This is a genomic window from Pseudomonas zeae (assembly GCF_014268485.2).
In the GTDB taxonomy this organism is placed as follows: Bacteria; Pseudomonadota; Gammaproteobacteria; order Pseudomonadales; family Pseudomonadaceae; genus Aquipseudomonas; species Aquipseudomonas neuropathica.
This window is the reverse complement of sequence record NZ_CP077090.1, coordinates 3,167,311-3,190,113: the sequence shown is the minus strand read 5'-3', so window position 1 is coordinate 3,190,113 and position 22,803 is coordinate 3,167,311. Positions and strand designations below refer to the sequence as shown.

General features: G+C 55.9%; 15 protein-coding genes and 2 pseudogenes. 11 read left to right on the top strand and 6 right to left on the bottom strand.

The window, feature by feature from the left end:
- Positions 1-90 precede the first annotated feature (90 nt).
- Complete coding sequence (locus tag HU754_RS13940) at positions 91-1,863, bottom strand: alkaline phosphatase D family protein (protein WP_225919986.1); 1,773 nt, start codon at positions 1,861-1,863, stop codon at positions 91-93.
- Positions 1,864-1,865: 2 nt separating this feature from the next.
- On the bottom strand, positions 1,866-2,990 hold the full coding sequence (locus HU754_RS13935) for a DUF4062 domain-containing protein (protein WP_186621569.1): 1,125 nt from the start codon (positions 2,988-2,990) through the stop codon (positions 1,866-1,868).
- Between the two features lie 531 nt (positions 2,991-3,521).
- On the opposite strand from HU754_RS13935, the gene HU754_RS13930 reads away from it, so the two are divergent.
- Positions 3,522-4,742, top strand: coding sequence for a HEAT repeat domain-containing protein (locus tag HU754_RS13930; RefSeq protein ID WP_186621566.1), 1,221 nt, complete (start codon positions 3,522-3,524; stop codon positions 4,740-4,742).
- 53 nt (positions 4,743-4,795) lie between these two features.
- On the opposite strand, the pseudogene HU754_RS13925 reads toward HU754_RS13930, so the two are convergent.
- A pseudogene (locus HU754_RS13925) lies at positions 4,796-5,142 on the bottom strand (DUF4113 domain-containing protein); the annotation flags it as partial.
- 442 nt (positions 5,143-5,584) lie between these two features.
- Between HU754_RS13925 and HU754_RS13920 the strand changes: the two are divergent.
- The 9 genes and pseudogenes from HU754_RS13920 (at position 5,585) to HU754_RS13880 (ending at position 18,028) form a co-directional block, all read left to right on the top strand.
- On the top strand, positions 5,585-7,012 hold the full coding sequence (locus tag HU754_RS13920) for an SIR2 family protein (protein WP_186621564.1): 1,428 nt from the start codon (positions 5,585-5,587) through the stop codon (positions 7,010-7,012).
- 2 nt (positions 7,013-7,014) lie between these two features.
- Positions 7,015-7,491 (top strand): TIR domain-containing protein, encoded by a 477-nt coding sequence (locus HU754_RS13915; protein ID WP_186621562.1) that lies wholly within the window; start codon positions 7,015-7,017, stop codon positions 7,489-7,491.
- Between the two features lie 676 nt (positions 7,492-8,167).
- A pseudogene (locus HU754_RS13910) lies at positions 8,168-8,656 on the top strand (PAAR domain-containing protein); the annotation flags it as partial.
- 4 nt (positions 8,657-8,660) lie between these two features.
- Complete coding sequence (locus HU754_RS13905; protein ID WP_186621559.1) at positions 8,661-9,395, top strand: alpha/beta hydrolase family protein; 735 nt, start codon at positions 8,661-8,663, stop codon at positions 9,393-9,395.
- On the top strand, positions 9,392-9,907 hold the full coding sequence (locus HU754_RS13900; RefSeq protein ID WP_093431292.1) for a hypothetical protein: 516 nt from the start codon (positions 9,392-9,394) through the stop codon (positions 9,905-9,907). The genes HU754_RS13905 and HU754_RS13900 overlap by 4 nt, the downstream gene beginning before the upstream one ends.
- Positions 9,908-10,149: 242 nt before the next feature.
- Positions 10,150-11,889: a dipeptidase gene (locus HU754_RS13895; protein WP_186621557.1), complete on the top strand. Its 1,740-nt coding sequence runs from the start codon at positions 10,150-10,152 to the stop codon at positions 11,887-11,889.
- 272 nt (positions 11,890-12,161) lie between these two features.
- A complete protein-coding gene (mexE, locus tag HU754_RS13890) occupies positions 12,162-13,415 on the top strand; it encodes a multidrug efflux RND transporter periplasmic adaptor subunit MexE (protein ID WP_093431287.1) in 1,254 nt (417 codons plus the stop codon).
- Positions 13,416-13,430: 15 nt separating this feature from the next.
- Complete coding sequence (locus tag HU754_RS13885) at positions 13,431-16,610, top strand: efflux RND transporter permease subunit (RefSeq protein ID WP_099759239.1); 3,180 nt, start codon at positions 13,431-13,433, stop codon at positions 16,608-16,610.
- Positions 16,607-18,028: an efflux transporter outer membrane subunit gene (locus tag HU754_RS13880; RefSeq protein WP_186621556.1), complete on the top strand. Its 1,422-nt coding sequence runs from the start codon at positions 16,607-16,609 to the stop codon at positions 18,026-18,028. The genes HU754_RS13885 and HU754_RS13880 overlap by 4 nt, the downstream gene beginning before the upstream one ends.
- A gap of 196 nt (positions 18,029-18,224) precedes the next feature.
- Here HU754_RS13880 and HU754_RS13875 read toward each other — a convergent pair whose 3' ends face one another.
- From HU754_RS13875 to HU754_RS13865, 3 genes are read right to left on the bottom strand one after another with little or no spacing between them, the layout of a single operon-like run.
- Positions 18,225-19,190, bottom strand: a complete 966-nt coding sequence (locus HU754_RS13875) for an HlyD family secretion protein (protein WP_186621554.1) — start codon at positions 19,188-19,190, stop codon at positions 18,225-18,227.
- Positions 19,191-19,194: 4 nt separating this feature from the next.
- Complete coding sequence (locus HU754_RS13870) at positions 19,195-19,395, bottom strand: DUF1656 domain-containing protein (RefSeq protein WP_007914938.1); 201 nt, start codon at positions 19,393-19,395, stop codon at positions 19,195-19,197.
- Entirely contained in the window at positions 19,385-21,520 is a 2,136-nt protein-coding gene (locus HU754_RS13865; protein ID WP_186621552.1) for an FUSC family protein, read from the bottom strand. Before HU754_RS13865 ends, HU754_RS13870 begins: the two co-directional genes overlap by 11 nt.
- A gap of 170 nt (positions 21,521-21,690) precedes the next feature.
- On the opposite strand from HU754_RS13865, the gene HU754_RS13860 reads away from it, so the two are divergent.
- On the top strand, positions 21,691-22,746 hold the full coding sequence (locus HU754_RS13860; RefSeq protein WP_186621550.1) for a tetratricopeptide repeat protein: 1,056 nt from the start codon (positions 21,691-21,693) through the stop codon (positions 22,744-22,746).
- The last annotated feature ends 57 nt before the right edge of the window (positions 22,747-22,803 follow it).

Genomic DNA, 22,803 nt, shown 5'->3' with positions numbered 1-22,803 from the left:
CACTAAAAAACTGAAATGGCCAATCTAGAAAACTGCAACGAACATTCGGAGCGCCCCGGCCAATTCAAACCATCAGGCCCGCTGCACCCTTCACAACTGAAACGGCTGCACCGCCTGCAAATGATTCGAAAATCCCGAGTCAGTCTCACACCGCCACGTCGCCCACAACTTACACCCCTTCCCTTCCCCCACATCCAGCTCGAACGCCAGCCAGTTCCTGGCGGGCATCATGTAACGGTTAGATCCCGGAAAAAGCATCATCTCAACGCAATGCTGTACATCAATCGACTGAACCTTACTGGCGGTCTGGTTCAACAGCTGAAGGAAAAGCCATTCCGACACCCCTATCAGCGAAGGATGAACCACACCGGAAGAGGTGAACTGTTGAACCTGCGCCCAGTTGGAGGTAGGAGGGATATCCCGTCGATAGCAACTCCCCCAAGCCGCCACATGCACATCTCCAGAGGCAATCGATACGCGTAGCAGCTTTTTCTCAGCAACGCGTGTTAGCGTCTCCAGAAGCCGCTTACGCTCACCCTCGTGATCTCCGTGCGACCAATGATCCTTCAAATCATCGGCATTGCTGTCGAGCACCTGATCCTGACCAAACGTATCAAGCAACCCCTCAGCCAACGACAACTTAGGATGTGCAACAGGCACAGATGACATGAAAATCAAATGCTGACACTTGCTACCTGGGTGAGCCGGCTTGCCATCGCGAAGCGTGTCGAGCCAGTCCTGCATCGCCTTCCAGCTTCTCTCACCAAGCACCTGAGTGCGAGAGCGCTCCGTACGTAAATCCCCCACATACAAGGACACAGGTCCTATGTGATGAGCAAAACTGAACCCCGGCTGCTGATCGAGAAACGGCAGCGCCAATGGATCGCCCGCGAGCTCCACACTCCATTCGATCGGCTCAAACTGCGGATCCTGTTTTGAAATATTCACCCGCTGTTGCTGCGCCAGCAAGGGTGGCAAATCCTCGAGTGCGTGCTGAAGCTGAAAGACCCAAAACGCCTGGCGAGCACAACGTATCAACACTTGGAACACCGAGCAGTGCTGCATCTCAGGACTGTAGGAGCCCCAGCCATCGAAGATGTCGTGGTCATCCCACATCATCACCGTTGGTATACGCGACATCGCATCGGCCGCATCCAGGTTCGGCAAACCCTTGCCCCAGTCGCGACGCGTGTCCGGTAACCAGCGCTTGGCATAGAGCTCGAAATAATACGACTCGATCTCCTGCTCAAGCGCAGCATTCACCTTAAATTTCAACTGGTCCTTACGCGACAACCCGACCCAATGCTTCAGGGGTTTGACATCCTCCCATATCGAGTCGAAGTAAATCTGATCCCCACCCATTAGCAGCAAGTGGAAGCGCTTCAAGTGTTTGTCATGAATTCTGCTCTCGTGCCAAAGCTGTTCCTTGTCCAGCTCGAAACTGTTGGGGCGCAGTTCACTGTCATGATTTTCGATTAGATCTGCCCAGACAGCATTTTCAGGTTTCGCCAACTTGCGCATTGCAGCGGGGTCGGAAAAGCCATTGCAGGAGACATACGCCATCCTGGGCGCATAGTCTTTCCCGGGCACAGAGAACTTCCATCTAAAATTTTCCCCCACCAAACCAAACTCTACGACTCGCTCCTCCTTCTGAAGGGCACAGCTCAGGTCATAACGAAGGATGGTTTCCTTAAGTCCCGCCAACAGAACCACAGGGACTGGGCACGCTTTTCCTTCGATAGAGAACTTCGGTACAGGCGAACCGGTGGTGATACCAATCAACGCAGTGACCCTCCACTTTCCTGCACTGGTTCCTCGAAACGAGAGCACGGGCCCCACGGTGAAAAGCGATTTGGCCATCATTGTTATCTCCCTTGATATTCAGCAGCGATCACCCTGACGATCTTGGCGCGCGAAGCGGCCCTTTTCGCCAAGATGTCAGCCTCACCGGTTTGATCCAGCCACTCCATGAATCGTTGTAGGGCATGGCGGGTTTGTGATTCATCACGGCAATTTGCCAGGAATGCAAACTGCACTTTCTGTACATCGTCCGCGACGAAAATGCCGAAAGAACCACTGACCACCGTGGCATCGGCGAAGCCTAGCAACGCGGTCGCCTGCGTCTCTGTTGCACCTCGATGACAGGCAATCAGATGCAATGGCCCAACCGCAGCTTTCAAAGCATCTGCATGAAGGTGATCACGTAAAAAGGGTTTGCCAACAAGCTCGCGCGCAGCCGCAACACTGAATGCGGCCGGGATGGCGTGGACCAGAACCGCGACTTTCGCGCCGGCAATGGGAACAACGACGGCAGTCTCACCAGAAGGTGCATCTGTCCCGGTAAGCGCTCTCAACAGAACGGCTTCCATTGCTCGTTTGCGCTGACGGAAATCGAGACGGGTCCAGTCGAGCGCCTGCCCCATGTCAAAACGTGTAGAGGCTGCTGCCGTAACACCTCGCTGGGTTAGCACAACCAACGCGTCAAGAAGCGCTTCATGCACCCGGGTGCGCAATTGCTCGACAGTGGAAACAGTACCGCCTCGAAAAGGTGTCTGCAGCCAGACAAAATCTTGGAACAGTTTATTGCGTGCAGTCTCTGCGTCCTGCCCTTCACCCACCGGAATATTCGGCATAGCAATCAGGCGCACCTTGCCGCGGCTGGTGGCCAGGCCTTCCATGTATTCAGCATGGCAAATGCCAATGTCGCCAGCACGCTTGGCCCAACCTGCATTGCCATTGGACAACACAAGCATCACATCGCAATCACGAACAGCCTGTAGACAGGTATCCCAGCTATCGTCCATAGCATCGGCGGGGGGAGCGTCTTCATTGATCCAGACTTCAAACACCTGCCTGCCGAACAGCTTTGTACCTTCAATCCCGCGCTTGAGCTGCTCTCGAATTGAGCTAAGGGTGTGATCGCTATCAATGGGGAAACGGTCGTTGCAACGACTCGAAAGCATGACCTTGATTTTTTTGGACTGGGCCATCCTTGCTCCTAAACCTCAACCAGAGGCTCTAACAGCTCTGTGATCAAAAATGATCCTTGCGCGACAAAGCTGAGCCGCGCGTGCAGTCCTCCTAGAACAGCACAGAAGTAGCAAAATGCAATTATTTGGACATCGCGTCACCAGCGCCATCCTCTGAACTTGTAACGAAACATGTCGAATACTAGATGGACTTTGAGCCATGACAATTTCGCGAACCAAAAGTACCCATCTAGACGCTGAGTGCTCCCAACTGTGTAAGGGAAAACCTCTCGATGGCAGCAAAAATTAAAATTGAAAACCAGCAGCCTTTTCAGGAAGAAAGCATTAACAATGCACTTTTCTAGCATAGTCAATTAGTTAGACAAATTTTATACAAATGAAAATTTTTGTACAGCACCCTCACCTCCACCATTGCTGGACAAGTGTCAAGGTGCCGACTAACGTTGATCCAACCACCACTTTAAGCACATGCACTCATTGGGTTGTTGAGTCTAGTGGTGACTCACTTATAATCAGCAATCCGGAGCAGCCATGAACGACAAGTTAGAGCCCGATAAGCGATCAGTTGAGACAGGCCCTATTTTTTACTCCGCCCTAATTATGGGGTTGATTATGATTGGAATAGGCACCTTTTTCGAAGTAATGCACATTGGGAACTTTACATTAAAAATTTTCATGTTCTGTACGGGGCTAGGAATGATTCTTGGTGCTTTTGGTTCTAAGGCCAGCGTCACCCTACCGGGCCAATCAATGACGATCATTGGGTGTGCGGCACTCGCAGTCGTCATATTCTTTATAATTTTGGACCGCATGGACGGACGTTACCTACGTATAAAAATAGAGGGGGATACTAGAGAGGCTACGATGGTTTTCGAGGGCGACAATGATTTTTTTGGGTCCCGATTAAAAACCAGTTATGACTTTGTAGTTTTCGACAAGGACATTGTTCGCAAAAAACTGGCTCTCATCGTCAGCATTGGTGATAGAGAACAAATATTTAGCTGCATTGATGCTGCTTTATTAAGACCATATCTAGGATCAGGAGATACCCTTCAATGGCGTTACAACTCCCAGGATGCAAGCCTAAACGACGAGACCAATAAATTAATTGCCAAGGTTGGCCCATGTCTTAGTGGGACCAGCACAGGCGTTGTCGTTGAAGTAATGCCCGCTATCAATGGTTCGTCTTGGTCGCTGTTTCAAACGGCTTATGCGGATGAGGAAACTCCAACGGTTGATGAATTAATCAATAACTTGAACTCCGACAGTACCTATGTGAGGCGCGATGCCCGCTCTGAGCTCGGAAAAAAAGGAATGCCCGCAGCAAGACCCCTGTTAGCCAAAGTACAGAGCACTGACAGTTCCTATCGAACAAAGCTTGGTGCGCTCGTCTCCCTCAATGAAATTGCTCAATCAAATGCTGGCCAAAGCGGAGCACTAAAAGCAGTTGTTGAAGAAGACGATTTGAAGGCTCTGACCAAGGCGTCCGTAAGTGACGACGGCACCGTACGATCCTACGCAACTAATGTCCTAGTCAACTTAAAGGATCCGCGTGCTATTCCTTTGGTCATTCAACAGTTTCCAGAATCAAGCGAAGACGGCCAACGTAACCTGCTCGTGGTCCTTAGTCAGACGGTTCCCCTTGCCGATGAGATACAGAAACAATCCGCGGCTGAAATTGCTACATCGATCGAACCGAAAGATGAGGCTACGTCGGTGCTGATTAAATCTATCCAGGCTGCGGCCGAGTGAATTCTTAATCGGAGTAACCGTCAGAACGTTTCGGTACCATTAGCGACCTCTCATCATGGTGCAGGCGCAACGGCAAAATGGGTTGCGGCATGGAGCAGGCTCTTAGCAAGCTTGAGGCGTACCTGCTCACTCCGCGTCGACCAATCAGGATTGCTCGACACGCTTGCCGCACATGGCGTTCCCCTTCCCCACCGCTCATTAATCTTATCCAACACAGCCATCACATTGGTCGGCTCTGACGGCTGTGAGACTGCAAACAGATCATCCGTGTACTCGCTTGGCTGGCAAAGGTTGAGAAGCATGACCTCGACCTTGCTGCACTTAAAACCTGGCCGTACACACGTTCAAGCGCACCCAATGCTGCCTTGGTCAGCAACCTAGCATCGTCGGTGGAGTAAGGCCCCAAACCCTTGACTGCACCCAGCGAAACCCGTCCAAAGCTGAACAAGCCCTAAACCTAGCAGAGGCCAATGCGCGGCCATTTGACTCTCCAGTGTTCATTCGCAAGGATTCGCATGCAAGACTCCGTCTCCTCTGTGCTCCGGATGTGGCCATACAGCACCGGTGCAGCTGAAACGTTTTTCAATGTGCCCCCCATAGCTCAATTCAGAAATGGGTATACGACTAAAGTCTTGTGCAAACCGGAAATCCACAGTTGCTCCTTGCTGAAGGTAGGGATAACCTGATCGATACTAAAAGGCCACTACAAGGTCTCTGTGTCAGTGCTACACACCCAGGCTTTCGCCGGATTAGTCTCAACGAAAGACAAGTGCTGCATTTTGAATTCTGCCATGTTTGCATACGGCCAGACTGTATAAAATATTTCTCACAAGGATGTAGAAATGGCGTTTTCAGGTGAAATAAATTCATTTATTAGAGAATTTGTTAAAGATCTGAGTGAGGACAATGCCGCTGTATTCGCAGGCGCGGGCATGTCCAAGAGCGTTGGCTTTGTAGACTGGAAAGAGCTGCTGAGGGACATCGCTGAGGAGCTTGACCTGAAAATTGAACAAGAGGATGACCTGATCTCCCTTGCCCAATTTCACGTAAATAAGCTCAAGGGGTCGGCAAAGCTTTCACGAAAAATTCTCGAAGAATTTTCTGAGCAGGCTGAGCCATCGCAATCCCATGAAATTCTGGCTCGCTTGCCGATTCGTACGTACTGGACAACTAACTACGACACTCTCGTCGAGGACGCTCTGAAACGCGCGTACAAGGTTCCTGACGTCAAGCATAGTGTTGCGCAACTCAACACTACGCGCCCCAAGCGGGATGCAGTGGTCTACAAAATGCACGGTGATGCACATCACCCTAACGACGCTGTTCTCTACAAAGAACAGTATGAGCGTTACTACCGTACGCACGAGGCGTTCGTTACAGCCTTGAGCGGTGATCTTGTCTCAAAAACCTTTCTGTTCATTGGGTTTAGCTTCACCGACCCGAACCTGGACTACGTCCTTAGCCGGCTCCACACAACTACCAAACGCAATCATTACTGCTTTATTCGTCGAGAACGTATCGATCCCAAAGATGACGACGAAGTTAAGTCCTATAAACGTAGGAAGCAGGAACTTCGCATTGACGACCTGAAACGATACGGTATCCAGTCACTGCTCATTGAAGAATATGAGGACGTCCCTGCAATCCTGCAGGAAATAGAAAGCCGCTTCCTGAAAAAAACAGTTTTTATTTCTGGTAGTGCCGAAGACTTCGGTGACTGGAGCCAGCAAGAAGCTCAAGAATTTATTCACACCCTCTCTGCTTCCCTAGTCAAAAACAACCTACGCATTGTGAATGGCTTTGGCTGGGGCGTTGGTAGTGCTGTAATTAATGGAGCTCTGGAAGCAATCTACGCCAACCCTGAAAAATTCTCTGAAGACCAATTGATAATGAGGCCATTTCCGCAGATGGCCACAAAGACTGCTGACCTGAAACAGCTATGGGAACAGTATCGTCAGCGCATGATCGCTCTTACAGGCATTGCCATCTTCGTGTTTGGGAACAAGCGGGATGTGGAAGGCAAGGTCATAGAAGCTAGCGGCGTTATTCGTGAAGCGGAGATAGCGATAGAAAGGGGCTGCATCATTATCCCAGTAGGTGCAACCGGCTTTGCTGCTCAATCGGTGTGGAAAATAATTTCCGAGAGAACGGAGCTCTTCACAGGACTCGAGTGGATGCTTCCGTTAATCGATGAGATCTGTAATCCACAGATAAAACGCAAGGAAATTGTTAGCAAAATTCTCACAATTCTTAATCGCCTAGGAAGATAATCATGGCCAAACGTAAGGTTTTTTACAGCTTTCATTTCGACAATGACGTAATGCGCGTTCAACAGATCCGCAACATGGGGGTGATTGAAGGTAACGCCGAAGTCACGGTCAATGAGTGGGAAAAAGTAAAAAACGCAGGTGACACGTCGATCAAGAAATGGATCAATGACAATATGAGCGGCAAATCCTGTGTCGTGGTATTGATTGGTAAGGATACATCTGAGCGGCCTTGGGTTCAGTATGAAATAAAGAAAGCCTGGGATGATGGTAAAGCTTTGCTCGGGGTGTATATCCATAACCTTTCGTGCCCAAATTCCGGCAAGTCAACTCAAGGTGCCAATCCTTTTGATCAGACAACGTTCAAGATAGGTGACAAGGTTGTCAAACCACTGGTTTTCAACCCTAAATCCACCGACGCTTATAACGACATTAACGCAAACCTTGCGGACTGGATAGAGCAGGCAATTGATTTGAAGTAGTGTTGATTTTCCCCGTAGCCTGAAGGGATGGGGCAAGTCCCTGCGGGCTACACCTATACTTCCTTTTTCATCAGTATTGAATGATGGGGATGCAAGCTCAGTCTACTTGCCGCAGTTAACTCCATTTACCCTTCGCGTACTTAATGCACGGATGTAAACTGAAGTCCGTACTGCGCCACCTAGCACTGTCAGAAATCGCCATTCGCGATCGCGCTCGAACACTGGGTGCAATTGGGGGCACAGCTGGGGGCATAATTCGAGTTTTTTAAGCTGAAACTGCTGTTGTAGAGCCCAGTCAAAATGTTTTTTGGCGATCCAGATAGCCTGTGAATCCGCGCTGGCAGTTCTGAATATTATTGAACGCAAGCGTAGCTTGCGGCATTCTTCGCAACGAAATTTCCAGGGACGGTAAAATTTGATGCGTACTTCACGTATGCAAGCGCTTGTGCCCCTCGCCTCTTCAAACACCACCGGTGTGATTGAAGGCGAACACTCGCATCCGTCCGGATGCACATGGGGTCAATGTCTCGCAGAGCTGACACCACATCCTCACCATTCCCGATTACTACGACCACCAAGGCTGTCGATCCAGCGAACAGCCCTGGCTGTTCTACGATACGGCTATTCATCACGGCTGCCCGATCTGCCCTCTTGAAACGGAACTTCGCATGAGCGGAAACCTGCTGCACGCCTCACGGACCCCACTAGCTGCCCTCTTCCGGGACATGGCACGAATCCCATTGCCAGTGGCTCGCCCAATGTGAACTTTGACGGGCTTGCTGCCGCCCGGATGACCGACAAATCCGCTTGTGGCAGTCCGATCACGGGAGGCGTCAGCTCGACCGTTTTCATCAATGGTTTGAATGCAGCGACGATCGACAGCACGGGCGGACACGGCAACATCGTTGTGGGCGGTTCCGGAACAGTCATCATCGGCGACACCTTCGTCTCGGCACCTTTCAGCGGTCTGCTGCCGATGCCGGTGCACTTCAGCGACAAGATCAAATTGATCGACGAAAGCACCGGTGAGCCCATGCCTAATCATGCCTACGCGATCCAGCGCGCGGACGGCAGTTTCGAATACGGCACCAGTGATTCGCTGGGGTTCACGCATGTCGTGAGTTCACACGTGGCAGAAACCTTCAAACTATTTCTGGAAGATTGAAAACATGCCGGCAGAGCAAATCCAGCTTCCCAATGGAAATACCGCGAGTCTGGCCGTCACGCCGACATTAACACTCGTGAAGGATCAGTCGGTAAAGACGGCTCCCGTTCCCGTAAAGAAGGCGATCGTTTTTTTCATTGGTGGGGCTGCCGACCAAGAGAAATACTATTTTCAAGGCGCGTTCCACAATATCGACGACGCAAAAAAACAGCTCGACGGCAAAATTGCCGCCAGCGCCAAGCTGCCGGCGAAGTACACGGGATTCCCTAAAAGTTATAAAGATGCAAGGGGTTCCGGCGATATCCAGACTCACTTCATCGACAACATTCCCAGCAAATCCTGTCCGGTTTACATCGTCGGCCACAGCCTCGGCGGATGGAACGGCGCACATCTGTCACAGATCCTTTCCGAAGCCGGTTACACCATCAAATATCTGGTGACACTCGATCCAGTGGGTGAGGGATTCTTGGTATGGCTGGGTTCCGACATCTATTTTTCGGAGCCAACGCCTGTCGCTGAAACATGGATCAACATCCGGGCCAACGCCAGTACACCTGACCAATCTGACGGTGTCGCAGAATTCGGGGAGCGTTGGATGATCGAGTCTGGTCCGACCATCAACAAGACCATTGATAGGCACCATGCATCTGCTGACTGGATGTTTATAGAACCTGTGCAAGGGACGAAGTCCGCCTGCGATCTGATTTTTGACTCAATCAACGGTATTTTCGGCCAATGAACAGCTTCCGCGCGGTCATATACCTGGGCGTTCTACTCTGCACCGGCTGCGTAAAAACGGCCAGCATTCCGCCCGCCGACCTCACGCTATCGTCGTTTGAGCTCGGCCCCGCCAATCTGTTCACGGCACACTTCAACTCCACCGTGGATTTGCAGAACGCTTTCAATGATTACGAAAACTCCAACCAGCTCAACCCTACCCTGATCTGCTCTCTCAATCGCGACATGGAGTTCTCATCCGAGCATTCAATCGCGGTAAAAGCCGAAGGGCGAGTGAACGCAAGCGGTCAAGCCAGGCCCAATTACAAGTTTTCCTCCGACCTGATCTTCTACTACACCAATCCGGATGGTACGCAACGCGACTTGAATGACTACGACGCCATCAAACCGTTGCTGACGTCGCAAACTTCCATCCCGTGCAAAGTTCGCATAACCGCCTATGGGTATGAGGCCTATTACACGAATACGTTATTCATCCCCTCCAGGATCATGATTGAACAGATCTTCAGATAGCCGCGCTTTGCTGAACCTGGCGCAAGGATTTGGAGAAGCACTGGTTGTCAGGCGAGCACCCATAAAAAAGCCCGTAAACCTTCCCCGGGCTTTTTCATTTGTGCGCCTCTTTTGCATTTTTGTGCGACACATCCCCTTTCAGGACTCCCGCAAGGCTCTGACACGGTGTTAGGTTGTAAGCGTATGTGTCTCAACCTTGAGACACGCCTAACTCACTGCCCTGCAAAGGAATGCCCTTCGTAATGAATGTCCCTTTCAAAAAACTGGCTGCCACCACGTTGATGCTGGCCGGTCTTGCCGTGTTCACGGCGCCCGCGCAAGCCAATATCACCCCGCAGCAGAGCGCTGAAATTCTCAAGACTTACAGTGCAGACAAAGCCACAGACTTCCGTCAGTTCCTCGGCAGCCTGAGCAAGAGCGATCTGGCGAAAACCGCAAACATTGGTCCGGCAATTGGCGCCTATCTCGATAACAAGACTTTAAACGCCGATCAGCAGAACGAAATCTATCGTCTGCTGGGTCTCTACACGCGAGCGAAATACAGCGCTGCCGCCACTGAAACCCTGCGCGAACTGGTGGAAATCCCGACCTTTCGCAAGGACGGCGTTGAGCAGCACGACAACCCGGAATTCATCAAGATCGCGGCGAAGATCAAAAGTCTCGCCGAGTCGTTCAATCTGAAATTCCGCAACATCGACAACCGCGTCTACGAGATTTCCCTCGATGGCAGCGGTGATGAAGTGGTTGGTATTCACGCGCACGCCGACGTGGTGCCGGTGACGCCGGAAAACTGGGTGCTCAAGGACGGCACTCGCCTCGACCCGTTCAAGATCACCCTGATCGGCGATCGCATGTACGGTCGCGGCACCGAGGATGACAAGAACGGTATCGTCGTCACGCTGTATGCCATGAAAGTCATCAAGGAAGAAAAACTGCCGCTGGTGCGCAACTTCAAGTTGCTGGTCGACACCACCGAAGAAACCACGGGCGACGCGATCCCTTACTACTTCGAACACAACCCGACGCCAAACTACAACCTGGCGCTGGACGGCGGCTACCCGGTGGTGATTGCCGAGAAAGGCTACGGCACCGTCATGGCCAACTTTGCCAAGCGCAAAGGTGAAGGCAAAGGCGCGGAAATCATCTCGATGACCGGTGGCCTGGCAACCAACCAGATTCCGTCGGCGTCGGTCGCCACCCTGGTAACCGACAAGCCTGCGGAACTGGCCGCCAGTCTGCAAAAGGCCGGTGACGAGTTTGCCAAGCGCAATGGCGGCGATTTCCAGGTGAGCGCCAAGGTCGACGGCAAAGACGTCAAACTCACCGTGACTGGCGTATCTGCGCACTCCTCCGAGCCCGAATCCGGGGTCAACCCGGTCGCGCGGATGCTGGTCTTTATCAATAGCCTTGATGGCAAAGTCGCGTTCAAGCACAACCACATCACCGATGCCGCACGTTACGCTGCCGACAATTGGGGTCTGGATTACCTGGGCAACACGTTGAATGTCGGTTTCTCCGATGCCTTTATGGGACCGCTGACGACCTCGCTGACCTACGTCGGCATGGACGAAAAAGCGTTCAAACTCGCGGTCAACCTGCGCGTTCCGAAAGGTAAGTCGCCGGAGAAGCTCAAAGCTGAAATCGCTGAGAAACTGGCGGCGTGGAGCAAGAAGAGCCATGTAGCCGTTGCCTTCGATTACTCGATCGCGGAGCCGATGTACCGCAACCCTGAAGGTGAGTGGGTCAAGGCGCTGCTGGCGGTATCGACTGAAAACCTCGGTATGAAGCACGAGTTCGGCACTTCCGCTGGCGCCACCTCGGTGCATGAATTGCCGAACGGTGTGCAGTTTGGTCTGGCCATGCCGAACGTGAAATACACCGGTCACACCGATGGCGAGTTCAAGACTGTGGAGCAATTCCAGCTGGATCTGCAGATCGTGACGGAAATGATCGGACGCATCGGCCAGTTGCCGAAACTCTGACCGTATTGTCGAACCCGCCGCCGTGGCGGGTTCGGCATTTTTAATCCCCGCGTAATCCCCGCCGCGCAGCCTCGCTCCTGACTTTTGCAGGTCAGGCAACAGAGAATTGCCACCAAGTAGATTGATAGCCACCTAACGAAAGGTGCAGGCTAGAGGGCTCGTTCGGGTCTTATATCATTCCGAATGATAGTTACCTTTGCTTCATTCGATTCGTGCCATCACACCCCGCCGAGCATCATCCGCCCATCTTCAATACATTGGCGGATGCATCCATGGAACAGTCACTCAAACATTTGCGCTTCCCGTTGGCCATGTTGGCCGTACTGGTGATGAGCGCCTGCGGCAAGACTCCGGAGACTGCCGCCACTATGCCCGCTGCGAAAGTCAGCGTGGCCAAGGTGCTCGAGCAACCGGTCAACGAGTGGGACGAATTCACCGGGCGCCTCGAAGCGCCGGAAACCGTTGAAATCCGTCCACGGGTCTCCGGCCAGATTGATGACGTCGCTTTCACTGAAGGCGCACTGGTCAAGAAAGGCGACCTGCTGTTCCAGATCGATCCGCGTCCATTCCAGGCTGAGGTACGCCGCCTCGAAGCCCTGGTCGCTCAATCCCGCGCCAACGCCACCCGCAGTGAAAACGAAGCCGGTCGTGGTGAACGCCTGCGTGCCAGCAACGCCATTTCCGCCGAACTGGCCGACTCGCGCACCAGCGCCGCTCAAGAAGCCCGCGCCGCCGTCGGTGCCCTGCAAGCGCAACTGGATCTGGCCAAACTGAACCTCAGCTTCACCCGCGTCACCGCGCCGATCAGTGGCCGCGTCAGCCGTGCCGAGATCACCGCCGGTAACCTGGTGACCGCCGACACCACGCCGCTGACCAGCGTGGTTTCCACCGACCGTGTTTATGCCTACTTCGACGCCGACGAGCGTGTGTTCCTCAAATACACCCAACTCGCCCGTAACGGTCAGCGCGGCGCGACCACCCCGGTGTACATGGGCCTGTCCAACGAAGACGGCAACCCGCACCTCGGTCAGATGAACTTCGTCGATAACCAGGTCAACCCGAAAACCGGCACCATTCGTGGTCGCGCGGTGTTCGACAACAGCGATGGCACCTACACCCCGGGCCTGTACGCACGCCTGAAACTGGTCGGCAGCGGCACCTACAACGCCATGCTGATCAACGATGAAGCGGTCGGCACTGACCTGGGCAAGAAGTTCGTACTGGTGATGGATGCGGACAACAAAACCGCGTACCGCGCCGTTGAACTGGGTCCGAAGATCGAAGGCCTGCGCATCGTCCGTACCGGCCTGAACAAGGACGACACGATCATCGTCAAGGGTCTGCAACGGGTTCGTCCTGGCTCCCCGGTTACCCCTGAAGTGGTGCCGATGGCCAGCGAACAGACCATCGCGGCACTCGCTCAACAACGTCAAGCGCTGGAAGCCAGCAACCTGCCCAAAGTCGCTCCTGCCAAAGGCGCGTCCGGTTCGGTTGTGAAGCTGGCTGCTACGACCCCACGCGGTTAAGGGACGACAACTCCGATGAATTTTTCCCAATTCTTCATTTCACGGCCGATCTTCGCAGCGGTGCTGTCGCTGTTGATCCTGATCGCCGGTGCAATCTCGCTGTTCCAGCTACCGATCAGCGAATACCCGGAAGTCGTGCCACCTACCGTGGTGGTACGTGCCAACTTCCCGGGCGCCAACCCTAAAGTCATCGGTGAAACCGTGGCCGCTCCGCTGGAGCAGGCCATCACCGGCGTCGAGAACATGCTCTACATGTCCTCGCAGTCGACCGCTGACGGCAAGATCACCCTGACCATCACCTTCGCCCTGGGCACTGACCTGGACAATGCGCAGGTGCAGGTGCAAAACCGGGTGACCCGCACCGAGCCGAAGCTTCCCGAGGAAGTGACGCGCATCGGTATCACCGTCGACAAAGCGTCGCCCGACCTGACCATGGTTGTGCACTTGACCTCTCCGGACAAGCGCTACGACATGCTCTACCTGTCCAACTACGCAATCCTCAACATCAAGGATGAGCTGGCTCGTCTGAACGGTGTCGGTGACGTGCAGCTGTTCGGTATGGGCGACTACTCGCTGCGTGTCTGGCTTGACCCGAACAAGACCGCTTCGCGCAATCTGACGGCGACTGATGTGGTCACGGCAATTCGTGAACAGAACCGTCAAGTCGCGGCCGGTCAACTCGGTGCGCCCCCTGCCCCGAATGCCCAGAGCTTCCAGCTGTCGGTCAACACTCAGGGCCGACTGGTCAGCGAGGAAGAGTTCGAGAACATCATTATTCGCGCAGGCGACAACGGTGAAATCACTCGCCTCAAAGACATCGCTCGCGTCGAGCTGGGCTCCAGCCAATACGCGCTGCGTTCGTTGCTGGACAACCAGCCGGCAGTGGCCATTCCGATCTTCCAGCGCCCAGGCTCCAATGCCATCGACATCTCGAACGAAGTTCGCGGCAAGATGGACGAGCTGAAGAAAAACTTCCCGCAAGGCATGGATTACAGCATCGTCTATGACCCGACGATCTTCGTGCGAGGCTCGATCGAGGCGGTGGTTCACACCCTCTTTGAAGCGCTGATTCTCGTGGTGCTGGTAGTGATCCTGTTCCTGCAAACCTGGCGTGCCTCGATCATTCCGCTGGTGGCAGTGCCGGTGTCGTTGATCGGTACGTTTGCGGTGATGCACCTGTTCGGCTTCTCGCTCAACGCTTTGTCGCTGTTCGGCCTGGTACTGGCGATCGGTATCGTGGTGGACGACGCCATCGTGGTGGTGGAGAACGTCGAGCGCAATATCGAGCTCGGATTGAATCCGGTCGAAGCCACCAAGCGCGCCATGCGTGAAGTGACCGGCCCGATCGTTGCTACGGCTCTGGTGCTGTGTGCGGTGTTCATTCCGGCGGCGTTTATCTCCGGCCTCACCGGGCAGTTCTACAAGCAGTTCGCACTGACCATTGCAATCTCGACCGTGATCTCGGCGTTCAACTCGCTGACCCTGTCGCCAGCACTGGCCGCTGTGTTGCTGAAAAGCCATGACGCACCGAAAGACCGCTTCTCCAAAGTGCTCGACAAGATCTTCGGTGGCTGGTTGTTCCGTCCGTTCAACCGTTTCTTCGACCGTGCCAGCCATGGTTATGTCGGCACCGTGCGCCGGGTTATCCGTGGCAGCGGCATCGCCCTGCTGCTGTACGCAGGCCTGATGGTGCTGACCTTCTTCGGTTTCTCCAGTACCCCGACTGGTTTCGTACCCGGCCAGGACAAGCAATACCTGGTGGCTTTCGCGCAGTTGCCGGACGCTTCTAGCCTGGATCGCACCGAAGACGTGATCAAGCGCATGTCCGACCTGGCGCTGAAACAGCCAGGCGTGGAAAGCGCCGTAGCGTTTCCGGGCTTGTCGATCAACGGCTTCACCAACAGCCCGAACGCCGGCATCGTCTTCGTGACCCTGAAACCGTTCGACGAACGTAAAGACCCGAGCATGTCCGCCGGTGCGATTGCCGGGGCCTTGAACGGCCAGTACGCGAACATTCAAGAGGCGTACATGGCGATCTTCCCGCCACCGCCGGTACAAGGTCTGGGCACTATTGGTGGTTTCCGCCTGCAAATCGAAGACCGGGGCAACCTGGGCTACGACGAGCTGTACAAAGAGACCATGAACATCATCAACAAAAGCCACAGCGTGCCGGAACTGGCCGGGCTGTTCACCAGCTACACCGTGAACGTGCCTCAGGTCGATGCCGCCATCGACCGTGAAAAAGCCAAGACTCACGGCGTGGCCGTCAGCGACATCTTCGACACCCTGCAGATCTACCTGGGTTCGCTGTATGCCAACGACTTCAACCGCTTCGGGCGCACCTATCAGGTCAACGTTCAGGCCGAGCAACAGTTCCGCCTCGAATCCGATCAGATCGGTCAGCTGAAAGTACGCAACAACAAAGGCGAAATGATCCCGCTGGCGACCTTCATCAAGGTCAGCGACACCTCGGGTCCGGATCGCGTGATGCACTACAACGGCTTCATCACTGCAGAAATCAACGGCGCGGCGGCCCCGGGTTACAGCTCCGGCCAGGCCGAGAAAGCCATCGAGAAACTGCTGAAGGATGAACTGCCAAATGGCATGACCTACGAGTGGACCGACCTGACTTACCAGCAGATCCTGTCCGGCAACACCGCGCTGTTCGTGTTCCCGCTCTGCGTACTGCTGGCGTTCCTGGTGCTTGCCGCTCAATACGAAAGCTGGAGCCTGCCACTGGCGGTGATCCTGATCGTACCGATGACCCTGCTGTCGGCCATCACCGGCGTGATCATCTCGGGCGGTGACAACAACATCTTCACCCAGATCGGCTTGATCGTACTGGTGGGACTTGCCTGTAAGAACGCGATTCTGATCGTCGAGTTCGCCAAGGACAAACAGGAAGAAGGCCTCGATCCGCTCGCGGCGGTACTCGAAGCCTGCCGTCTGCGTCTGCGGCCGATCCTGATGACCTCCTTCGCGTTCATCATGGGTGTGGTGCCACTGGTGTTCTCCAGCGGTGCAGGTGCCGAGATGCGTCACGCCATGGGTGTGGCGGTGTTCTCCGGCATGCTCGGGGTGACCTTCTTCGGTCTGTTGCTGACACCAGTGTTCTACGTACTGATCCGTAACTTTGTCGAACGCGGCGAAGCCCGCAAAGCGGCCAAAGCTCTGAAACTGGAGGCGCAACAATGAGTCTGAAAGTCTTCCTGCCGAGTCTGCTGGTGCTGGCCCTCAGTGCCTGCGCCGTCGGCCCCGACTACAAGACCCCAGCCACGGAGGCGGCCAATATCACGGCCGCCACCGACGGCGCCGCCGGGCAAAAGAACTTCGACCGTTCTAAATTCGAAGGCATCTGGTGGCAGCAATTCGACGATCCGACCCTCAACCAGTTGGTGACCCAATCGCTGCAAGGCAACCGTGAACTGCGCGTGGCGTTCGCGCGCTGGAAAGCCGCCCGGGCGATCCGCGACGACGCCAGCAACGATGCGATGCCGACCATCACCAGCCGCGCCAGCAGTGATCTGGCCAAGGGCCAAATTCCCGGCCAGACCACTGACCGGGTCAATAGCGAACGCTATGACCTCGGTCTGGACATGGCCTGGGAGCTGGACCTGTTTGGCCGCATTCAGCGCAATCTGGAAGCCAGCGACGCCGACCAGCAAGCCGCCGAAGCCGATCTGTACCAACTGCAAGTCACCATGATTGCCGAACTGGTGGACGCTTATGGTCAACTGCGTGGTGCGCAACTGCGCGAAAAGATCGCCGTGGCCAACCTGAAAAACCAAGAAGAGTCGCGCAAGATCACCATCAGCCTGCGAGACGCCGGTGTCGGTGATCAGCTCGATGTCGAGCGCGCGGATGCGCGTCTGGCCAACGTTGAAGCCACCGTGCCGCAGTTGCAGGCGGAACAGGTTCGGCAGAAAAACCGCATCGCCACCCTGCTCGGTGAGCGTCCGGACAAGCTGACTGTCGACCTGAGTCCAAAAGACTTGCCAGCGATTGCCAAGGCCTTGCCGATCGGTGATCCGGGCGAACTGCTGCAGCGTCGTCCGGACATTCTCAGCGCCGAACGCAAACTGGCTTCGGCCACGGCGCGTATCGGCGTGGCGAAAGCCGATCTGTTCCCACGGGTCAGCCTCAGCGGCTTCCTCGGCTGGACGGCCGGGCGTGGTTCGCAGATCGGTTCCTCGGCGGCCAACGCCTGGGCACTCGGCCCGAGCATTACGTGGGCAGCGTTCGACCTTGGCAGCGTGCGCGCGCGTTTGCGTGGCGCCGATGCTGATGCCGAAGGCGCATTGGCGACTTACGAGCAACAAGTGCTGCTGGCACTGGAAGAATCGGAAAACGCCTTCAGCGATTACGGCAAGCGTCAGCAACGCCTGATCTCGTTGATCCGTCAGAGTGAATCAAGCCGCAAGGCTGCTGACCTGGCTGAAGTCCGCTATCGCGAAGGCACCACGGACTTCCTCGTACTGCTCGACGCTCAGCGTGAACGTCTGAACGCCGAAGACAGCCAGGCCCAGGCCGAAGTCGACCTGTATCGCGGCATCGTCGCGATCTACAAGGCCCTTGGCGGCGGCTGGCAACCGGAGACTGTCGCCAGCAAGTAATCGATTGTTAAAGAGCTCCTTTGGTTGGCCGCAACCAACCAATTTTTTTGCCCCGCGTATCATTCGGTCGCGGGGCTTTTTTTTATTTTTGATCAATGAAATCTTGTGGCAGCGAGCCTGCTCGCGAATGCGGTGTGTCAGGCGACACCATCGGGGCTGATCCATTGCTTTCGCGAGCAGGCTCGCTCCCACAGGGTTAACGGTGTTCCTCAGATTGGGTGTTTTCCAGCACGGTGACGGTCGCTGTGGTGCCCGCACGCAGGCGATTTTTGCCGGCGTAGTCGCCATCGATTTCGATCCGTACGGGCACCCGTTGCGCCAGCTTCACCCAGGTGTAACTCGGGTTGATGTTGGCCAGCAGCCGACTGCCCGGTGCGTTTTCGCGGTCGGCAATTGCGAAGGCAATGCTTTGCACCGTGCCGCCGAACGTCTCCCCGCTCATCAATTGCACGCGTACCCGATCGCCCTCGCCGATTCGTGGCAGTTTGGTTTCTTCGAAATAACCACTGATGTAGAACGAGTCACTGTCGACCAGCGCCAACAAAGCACCGCCGCTCACCGCGTAGTCACCCTCACGGGTCAGGAGGTTGGTCACGTAACCGCTGACTGGGGACTCGACGCGGGTGCGCTGCAGATCCAGTTCGGCCTGGGTCATTGCGGCAATCGCCAACTGCACGTTCGCCTCTGCGAGGCCGAGATTGGCTTGATTGCGCAGCAGATCCGCCTGGGCCACCGCCACATCGGTACTGGACTTCTCCCACTCCTCCCCGGAAATCGCAAAACCCTGCTTGAGCGTGCGCCGCCGACGCTCTTCGCTTTGCCGCTGCTTGAGCAAGGCTTCACTGGCAACAATGGCCGCTTGCGACTGCCCCAGCGTTGCCTTCGCCACTTCCACCGAACGTCGCGAGTGCTCTACCGCCAGGCGGTAGCGCGCCGGGTCGATCTCCATCAACAGCTGCCCCTTCTGCACATGCTGGTTGTCCTGCACCGCCAGACTGACAATACGCCCCGATACATCCGCCGACAGCGTCACCACGTCTGCCCTGACCCGGGCATCGCGAGTCCATGGCGCGCGCGTGTAATGTTCCCAGGCAAACCAGCCGAGTACGATCGCCAGCAACACCACTGCCAATGTAATCAATCGCGTGAATAGCACTTTCAAGGCATCAGGCTCCCATCAGCAAAATCAGCGTGGCACACACACAGGCATACAAGGCGCCCTCGAACAGCGCCTCATGCCAGACCAGACGCAACACGCCCAGACGCCGCAATCCCCAGTCCAGCAGCATGAATATCGGGATGGCCAACAATAGCGCCTGAGCAATGGGCGGCAGATAGACACCGCCAATCTCGAAATCAATGGGCAAGGGCTGCTTCTCCTTCCGGAACAGAATGCTGGATGGCGTCACCGTGGCGCTGCAGGAATGACACCACGATCAGCAGGGCCACGCGCATACGAAACAGCGACCACACATGCTCGTGGCTGGCGACGTGCAGTTCATCCAGCTCGTCGCCCAATGTGTGTAGCGTGGCCAACAATGGCGCCAGTTGAACGTCCTGCCGCCCGGCGACAAAGCGCCCGGTCTTGCGCACGGCCGAAGCCAGACGCTGATTGAAAGCGTCCGTCAGCAATGCATTGTTGTGTGCCTGCTGCCTCAATTGATGCATCGCTACACCCAGAGCTACGCAAGCCAGGCTGATTTCATACAGTTGCTGCATGGGCCGGCTGTTCACCGACGGCAGCAGGCCGAGCATGCTGGTCAGGCGATCGACCATGCGGCTTTCAAAGGCAAACTGTTGCTCATCGGTCGCGGGGGCTTTGGTCAGCGCATACACCTGCTCGCGCGCTTCGTTATACAAACGGCGAAGGCGCCACGCCGGACGAAACGGGAAAATCCACGCATAAACGATCAGGGCAAGCATGGCCGCACTGACGTAGGCGCCGGCAAATTCGAACCATTGAATCGCGGTGTTCTGCCCGGTACCAACATTCTGCGGACCGAGCATCAGGAAACTCGACAACCCCAGCCCCATGCCGATGCCTGCCGTCGCCGGGCTGGCCAGACCGATTGCGATCACATACAGCAGCGGCGCCAGCAGCATTGCCAGCAGCTCGAAATCACTGATCGCCGGCACCAGCATGAATTGGTAGAACGCCGAGACCACCAGCGCCAGCCCCAGGCCACGGGCGTAACTTTGCGCGGCCATCAGCGGACGCGGGAACGTCGCCATCAGCGAGCAGAGGATTCCCACCAGAATCATCCCGCCCCGCGCACCGTCCCACGCGGTTTCGATCCAGATCAATCCGGCGACCAGCAGCGCGGTAAACGCACGGATCGCATTCATCGACGCCAGGGTGAAATCCAGATGCAGAGGGCTGACCTGACCGCGATAAAGACAACTGGCCTCGCGCCCTTCCTGAATCGCATCGCTCAGTTCAAGGATTTGCTCCAGTTGCTGCAATAGCCGCGCCTGTTCCCAGCGCAGCGCCCAGGCCAGCGAGCGCAAGGTGGCGCTCATGTCTTCAGTCAACTGCTCGGCCTGATACGCCAACGCCTCGAACTGTTGTTGCAGCTTGACGAAGTGCTGGCGTGCGGGTTCGGGCAGCGCTCGCCCCTGCTCCGCCAACTGATCGAGCAGCGCCAGCTCTTCGGCGCGCAAGCGCTGGATGTCCAGCGGCAGATCGCCTTCCCAGCGTTCGGTAAGCAGTTCGCGCTGATGACGTAATGCGGTCAACCGAGAGGTCAGCAGCATCAGTTGGTTGCCCAACAGCAGCACCAGATGGCTGGCGCTGCGCAAGCGCGGCGCATCGAAATACAAGTGCCGCCGCAGGCCTTCAAGGGCGCTGATCTCGCCGAGCAGTTGCATTTGCCGGCGCTGGAACTCCGCTTCGCTTTCTTCCGTACGGAGCACGGCGGCGGCATGGCTGGCGGCCAGTTTGATCACCTGATCGACTTTGGCGAAATACCCCTTGGCCACCGCTTGTGGGCGCGCCGTCAGCAGGCTGACCACACACACGCACGCCACGGCCAACAAGGTTTCCGTGACGCGGGTTACCGCCAACAGAAACGTGCCGTCCTGGTCGGGAATTGCCAATAACGCCACGACCACAGCGGTGTAACCACTGAGCACAAACGCTTGCGAGCTGGTGTAGCGCAGCAACGTGCCGCCGGCCGTGCACAGCGCCAGCCACAGGGCCAGGGTGGTAATGAATGGCAGCGGGGCCTGGGGAAAGATCGCCATGATCACTACTGCCACCGCTGCCCCAAGCGTCGTGCCGATCACCTGGCCGAAACTGCGTGCCAGCGCCATTCCGGCCAACGGCTGGCTGACAATGACCACCGCCATGATCGACCACTTGGGCTGATCGAGATCGAACAGAAACGCCAGATACAGCGTCAGCAACCCCGCCGCAATGGTTCGCAGGGCGAACAGCAGGACGGCCTGACCAGGGTGAATCACGGCCTTGAAGTAATTGAACAGGGCTTGCATGGGTAAACTCATCGAAGCGACTTCTGCAAGCGTAGACACTGCAACGAAAGACTGACGGGTAACTGAGTCGACGCAGTTTGTAGGGCGATTCGCATGCAAGAGTTTGACTCATGGCCGAAGCTGACCGAAGCTTGCCGCTCTGCTCAAGAACGCCTGTTTCGGAAACCTGCATGCCTCAGTCTCGCCGCTACTTGCTTATCAGCCTGGGCCTTGTGCTTGTCGTCATTGTCGCTTGGTTGTCCGTGCGCAGCACCGTGCCGGTCATACCCGATGCGATCAAACACGGCTATAGCGAGGCGTTGGATGCCGCGCGCAAGGGTCAACCGGGCGCGGCGCGTCAGCTGTATCAGCAACTGGGCCGTCCGGACATTTCGGTCAAGCGCCGCGTGTGGCTGCATGGCGAGCTGCCTAACTACCCGAGTCCACAGGCGTTGAAGCTGGCCGACACAGACTTGCAAAACGAATCCCCCGCCGTGCGGCTGGCGGCGATCAGAAGCGTGGTCGGACTGGTGCCGGGCGGGCAACGGAGCCTGTTGCTCGGGCCAATGCTCGAGGATGAGGATCAAACTGTTCGCTTCGCTGCGATCAACGCCCTGCTCGGCTTGACCCCGGATGAGCTGGGGCTGTATTTCGCGCCGCTGCAACAAGCGATCGACGGTTGGGAGCAAACGCTCAAGGCATTGCCGGAAAGCGCTGGCAACTACGCGCAACTGGCCCGACTGCATCTACACAACGCCGAACTCAAGGAGGCACAGGTCGCGCTTGAGAATACCCTGCGCTTGGATCCCGGCAATCTGCAGGCGCTGGTGATGCAGATCGATGTCCTCGATCGCCAGGGCCAAACCGATGCCGCCCGCCAATTGCTGGGCCAGCAACTCAAGGCACAACCTGACTCGGCTTATCTGCAACATGCCTTGGGCCTTTGGCTGTTGCACCACGATCAGCGCGAATACGCCCTGCTCGGTTTGTCCAAAGCCGTGGAGCTTGAGCCGGACAACAAGGATTATCGCTACGACCTCGCCACCACCCTGCACAGCGCCGAAGAACTGGAAGCGGCGCAGAAGCAGTTGCAGGAAATCGTCCAGCGCCACCCCGCCGACCGCAAGGCGCGGGTCTTGCTGATCAATTACTGGAAGGAAAGCGGACAACTGCAGAATGTGCAGATCCTGCTGGCGCAACTGGAGCAACTGAACCCGGATGATCCTGAGTTACAGCAAGGCCTCTGAAGTACTTTTGACCGCTCACTGGACACATCCGGCAAGGAATTTCGGAACTGCCATCAC

What these genes read in the sequence shown, in the direction of transcription:
- HU754_RS13915 (WP_186621562.1), top strand. Translation starts at nt 7,015, where the DNA reads ATGGCCAAACGTAAGGTTTTTTACAGCTTTCATTTCGACAATGACGTA.
- HU754_RS13885 (WP_099759239.1), top strand. Translation starts at nt 13,431, where the DNA reads ATGAATTTTTCCCAATTCTTCATTTCACGGCCGATCTTCGCAGCGGTG.
- HU754_RS13860 (WP_186621550.1), top strand. Translation starts at nt 21,691, where the DNA reads ATGCCTCAGTCTCGCCGCTACTTGCTTATCAGCCTGGGCCTTGTGCTT.
- HU754_RS13920 (WP_186621564.1), top strand. Translation starts at nt 5,585, where the DNA reads ATGGCGTTTTCAGGTGAAATAAATTCATTTATTAGAGAATTTGTTAAA.
- HU754_RS13930 (WP_186621566.1), top strand. Translation starts at nt 3,522, where the DNA reads ATGAACGACAAGTTAGAGCCCGATAAGCGATCAGTTGAGACAGGCCCT.
- HU754_RS13900 (WP_093431292.1), top strand. Translation starts at nt 9,392, where the DNA reads ATGAACAGCTTCCGCGCGGTCATATACCTGGGCGTTCTACTCTGCACC.
- mexE (WP_093431287.1), top strand. Translation starts at nt 12,162, where the DNA reads ATGGAACAGTCACTCAAACATTTGCGCTTCCCGTTGGCCATGTTGGCC.
- HU754_RS13935 (WP_186621569.1), bottom strand. Translation starts at nt 2,990, where the DNA reads ATGGCCCAGTCCAAAAAAATCAAGGTCATGCTTTCGAGTCGTTGCAAC.
- HU754_RS13895 (WP_186621557.1), top strand. Translation starts at nt 10,150, where the DNA reads ATGAATGTCCCTTTCAAAAAACTGGCTGCCACCACGTTGATGCTGGCC.
- HU754_RS13880 (WP_186621556.1), top strand. Translation starts at nt 16,607, where the DNA reads ATGAGTCTGAAAGTCTTCCTGCCGAGTCTGCTGGTGCTGGCCCTCAGT.
- HU754_RS13865 (WP_186621552.1), bottom strand. Translation starts at nt 21,520, where the DNA reads ATGCAAGCCCTGTTCAATTACTTCAAGGCCGTGATTCACCCTGGTCAG.
- HU754_RS13905 (WP_186621559.1), top strand. Translation starts at nt 8,661, where the DNA reads ATGCCGGCAGAGCAAATCCAGCTTCCCAATGGAAATACCGCGAGTCTG.
- HU754_RS13940 (WP_225919986.1), bottom strand. Translation starts at nt 1,863, where the DNA reads ATGATGGCCAAATCGCTTTTCACCGTGGGGCCCGTGCTCTCGTTTCGA.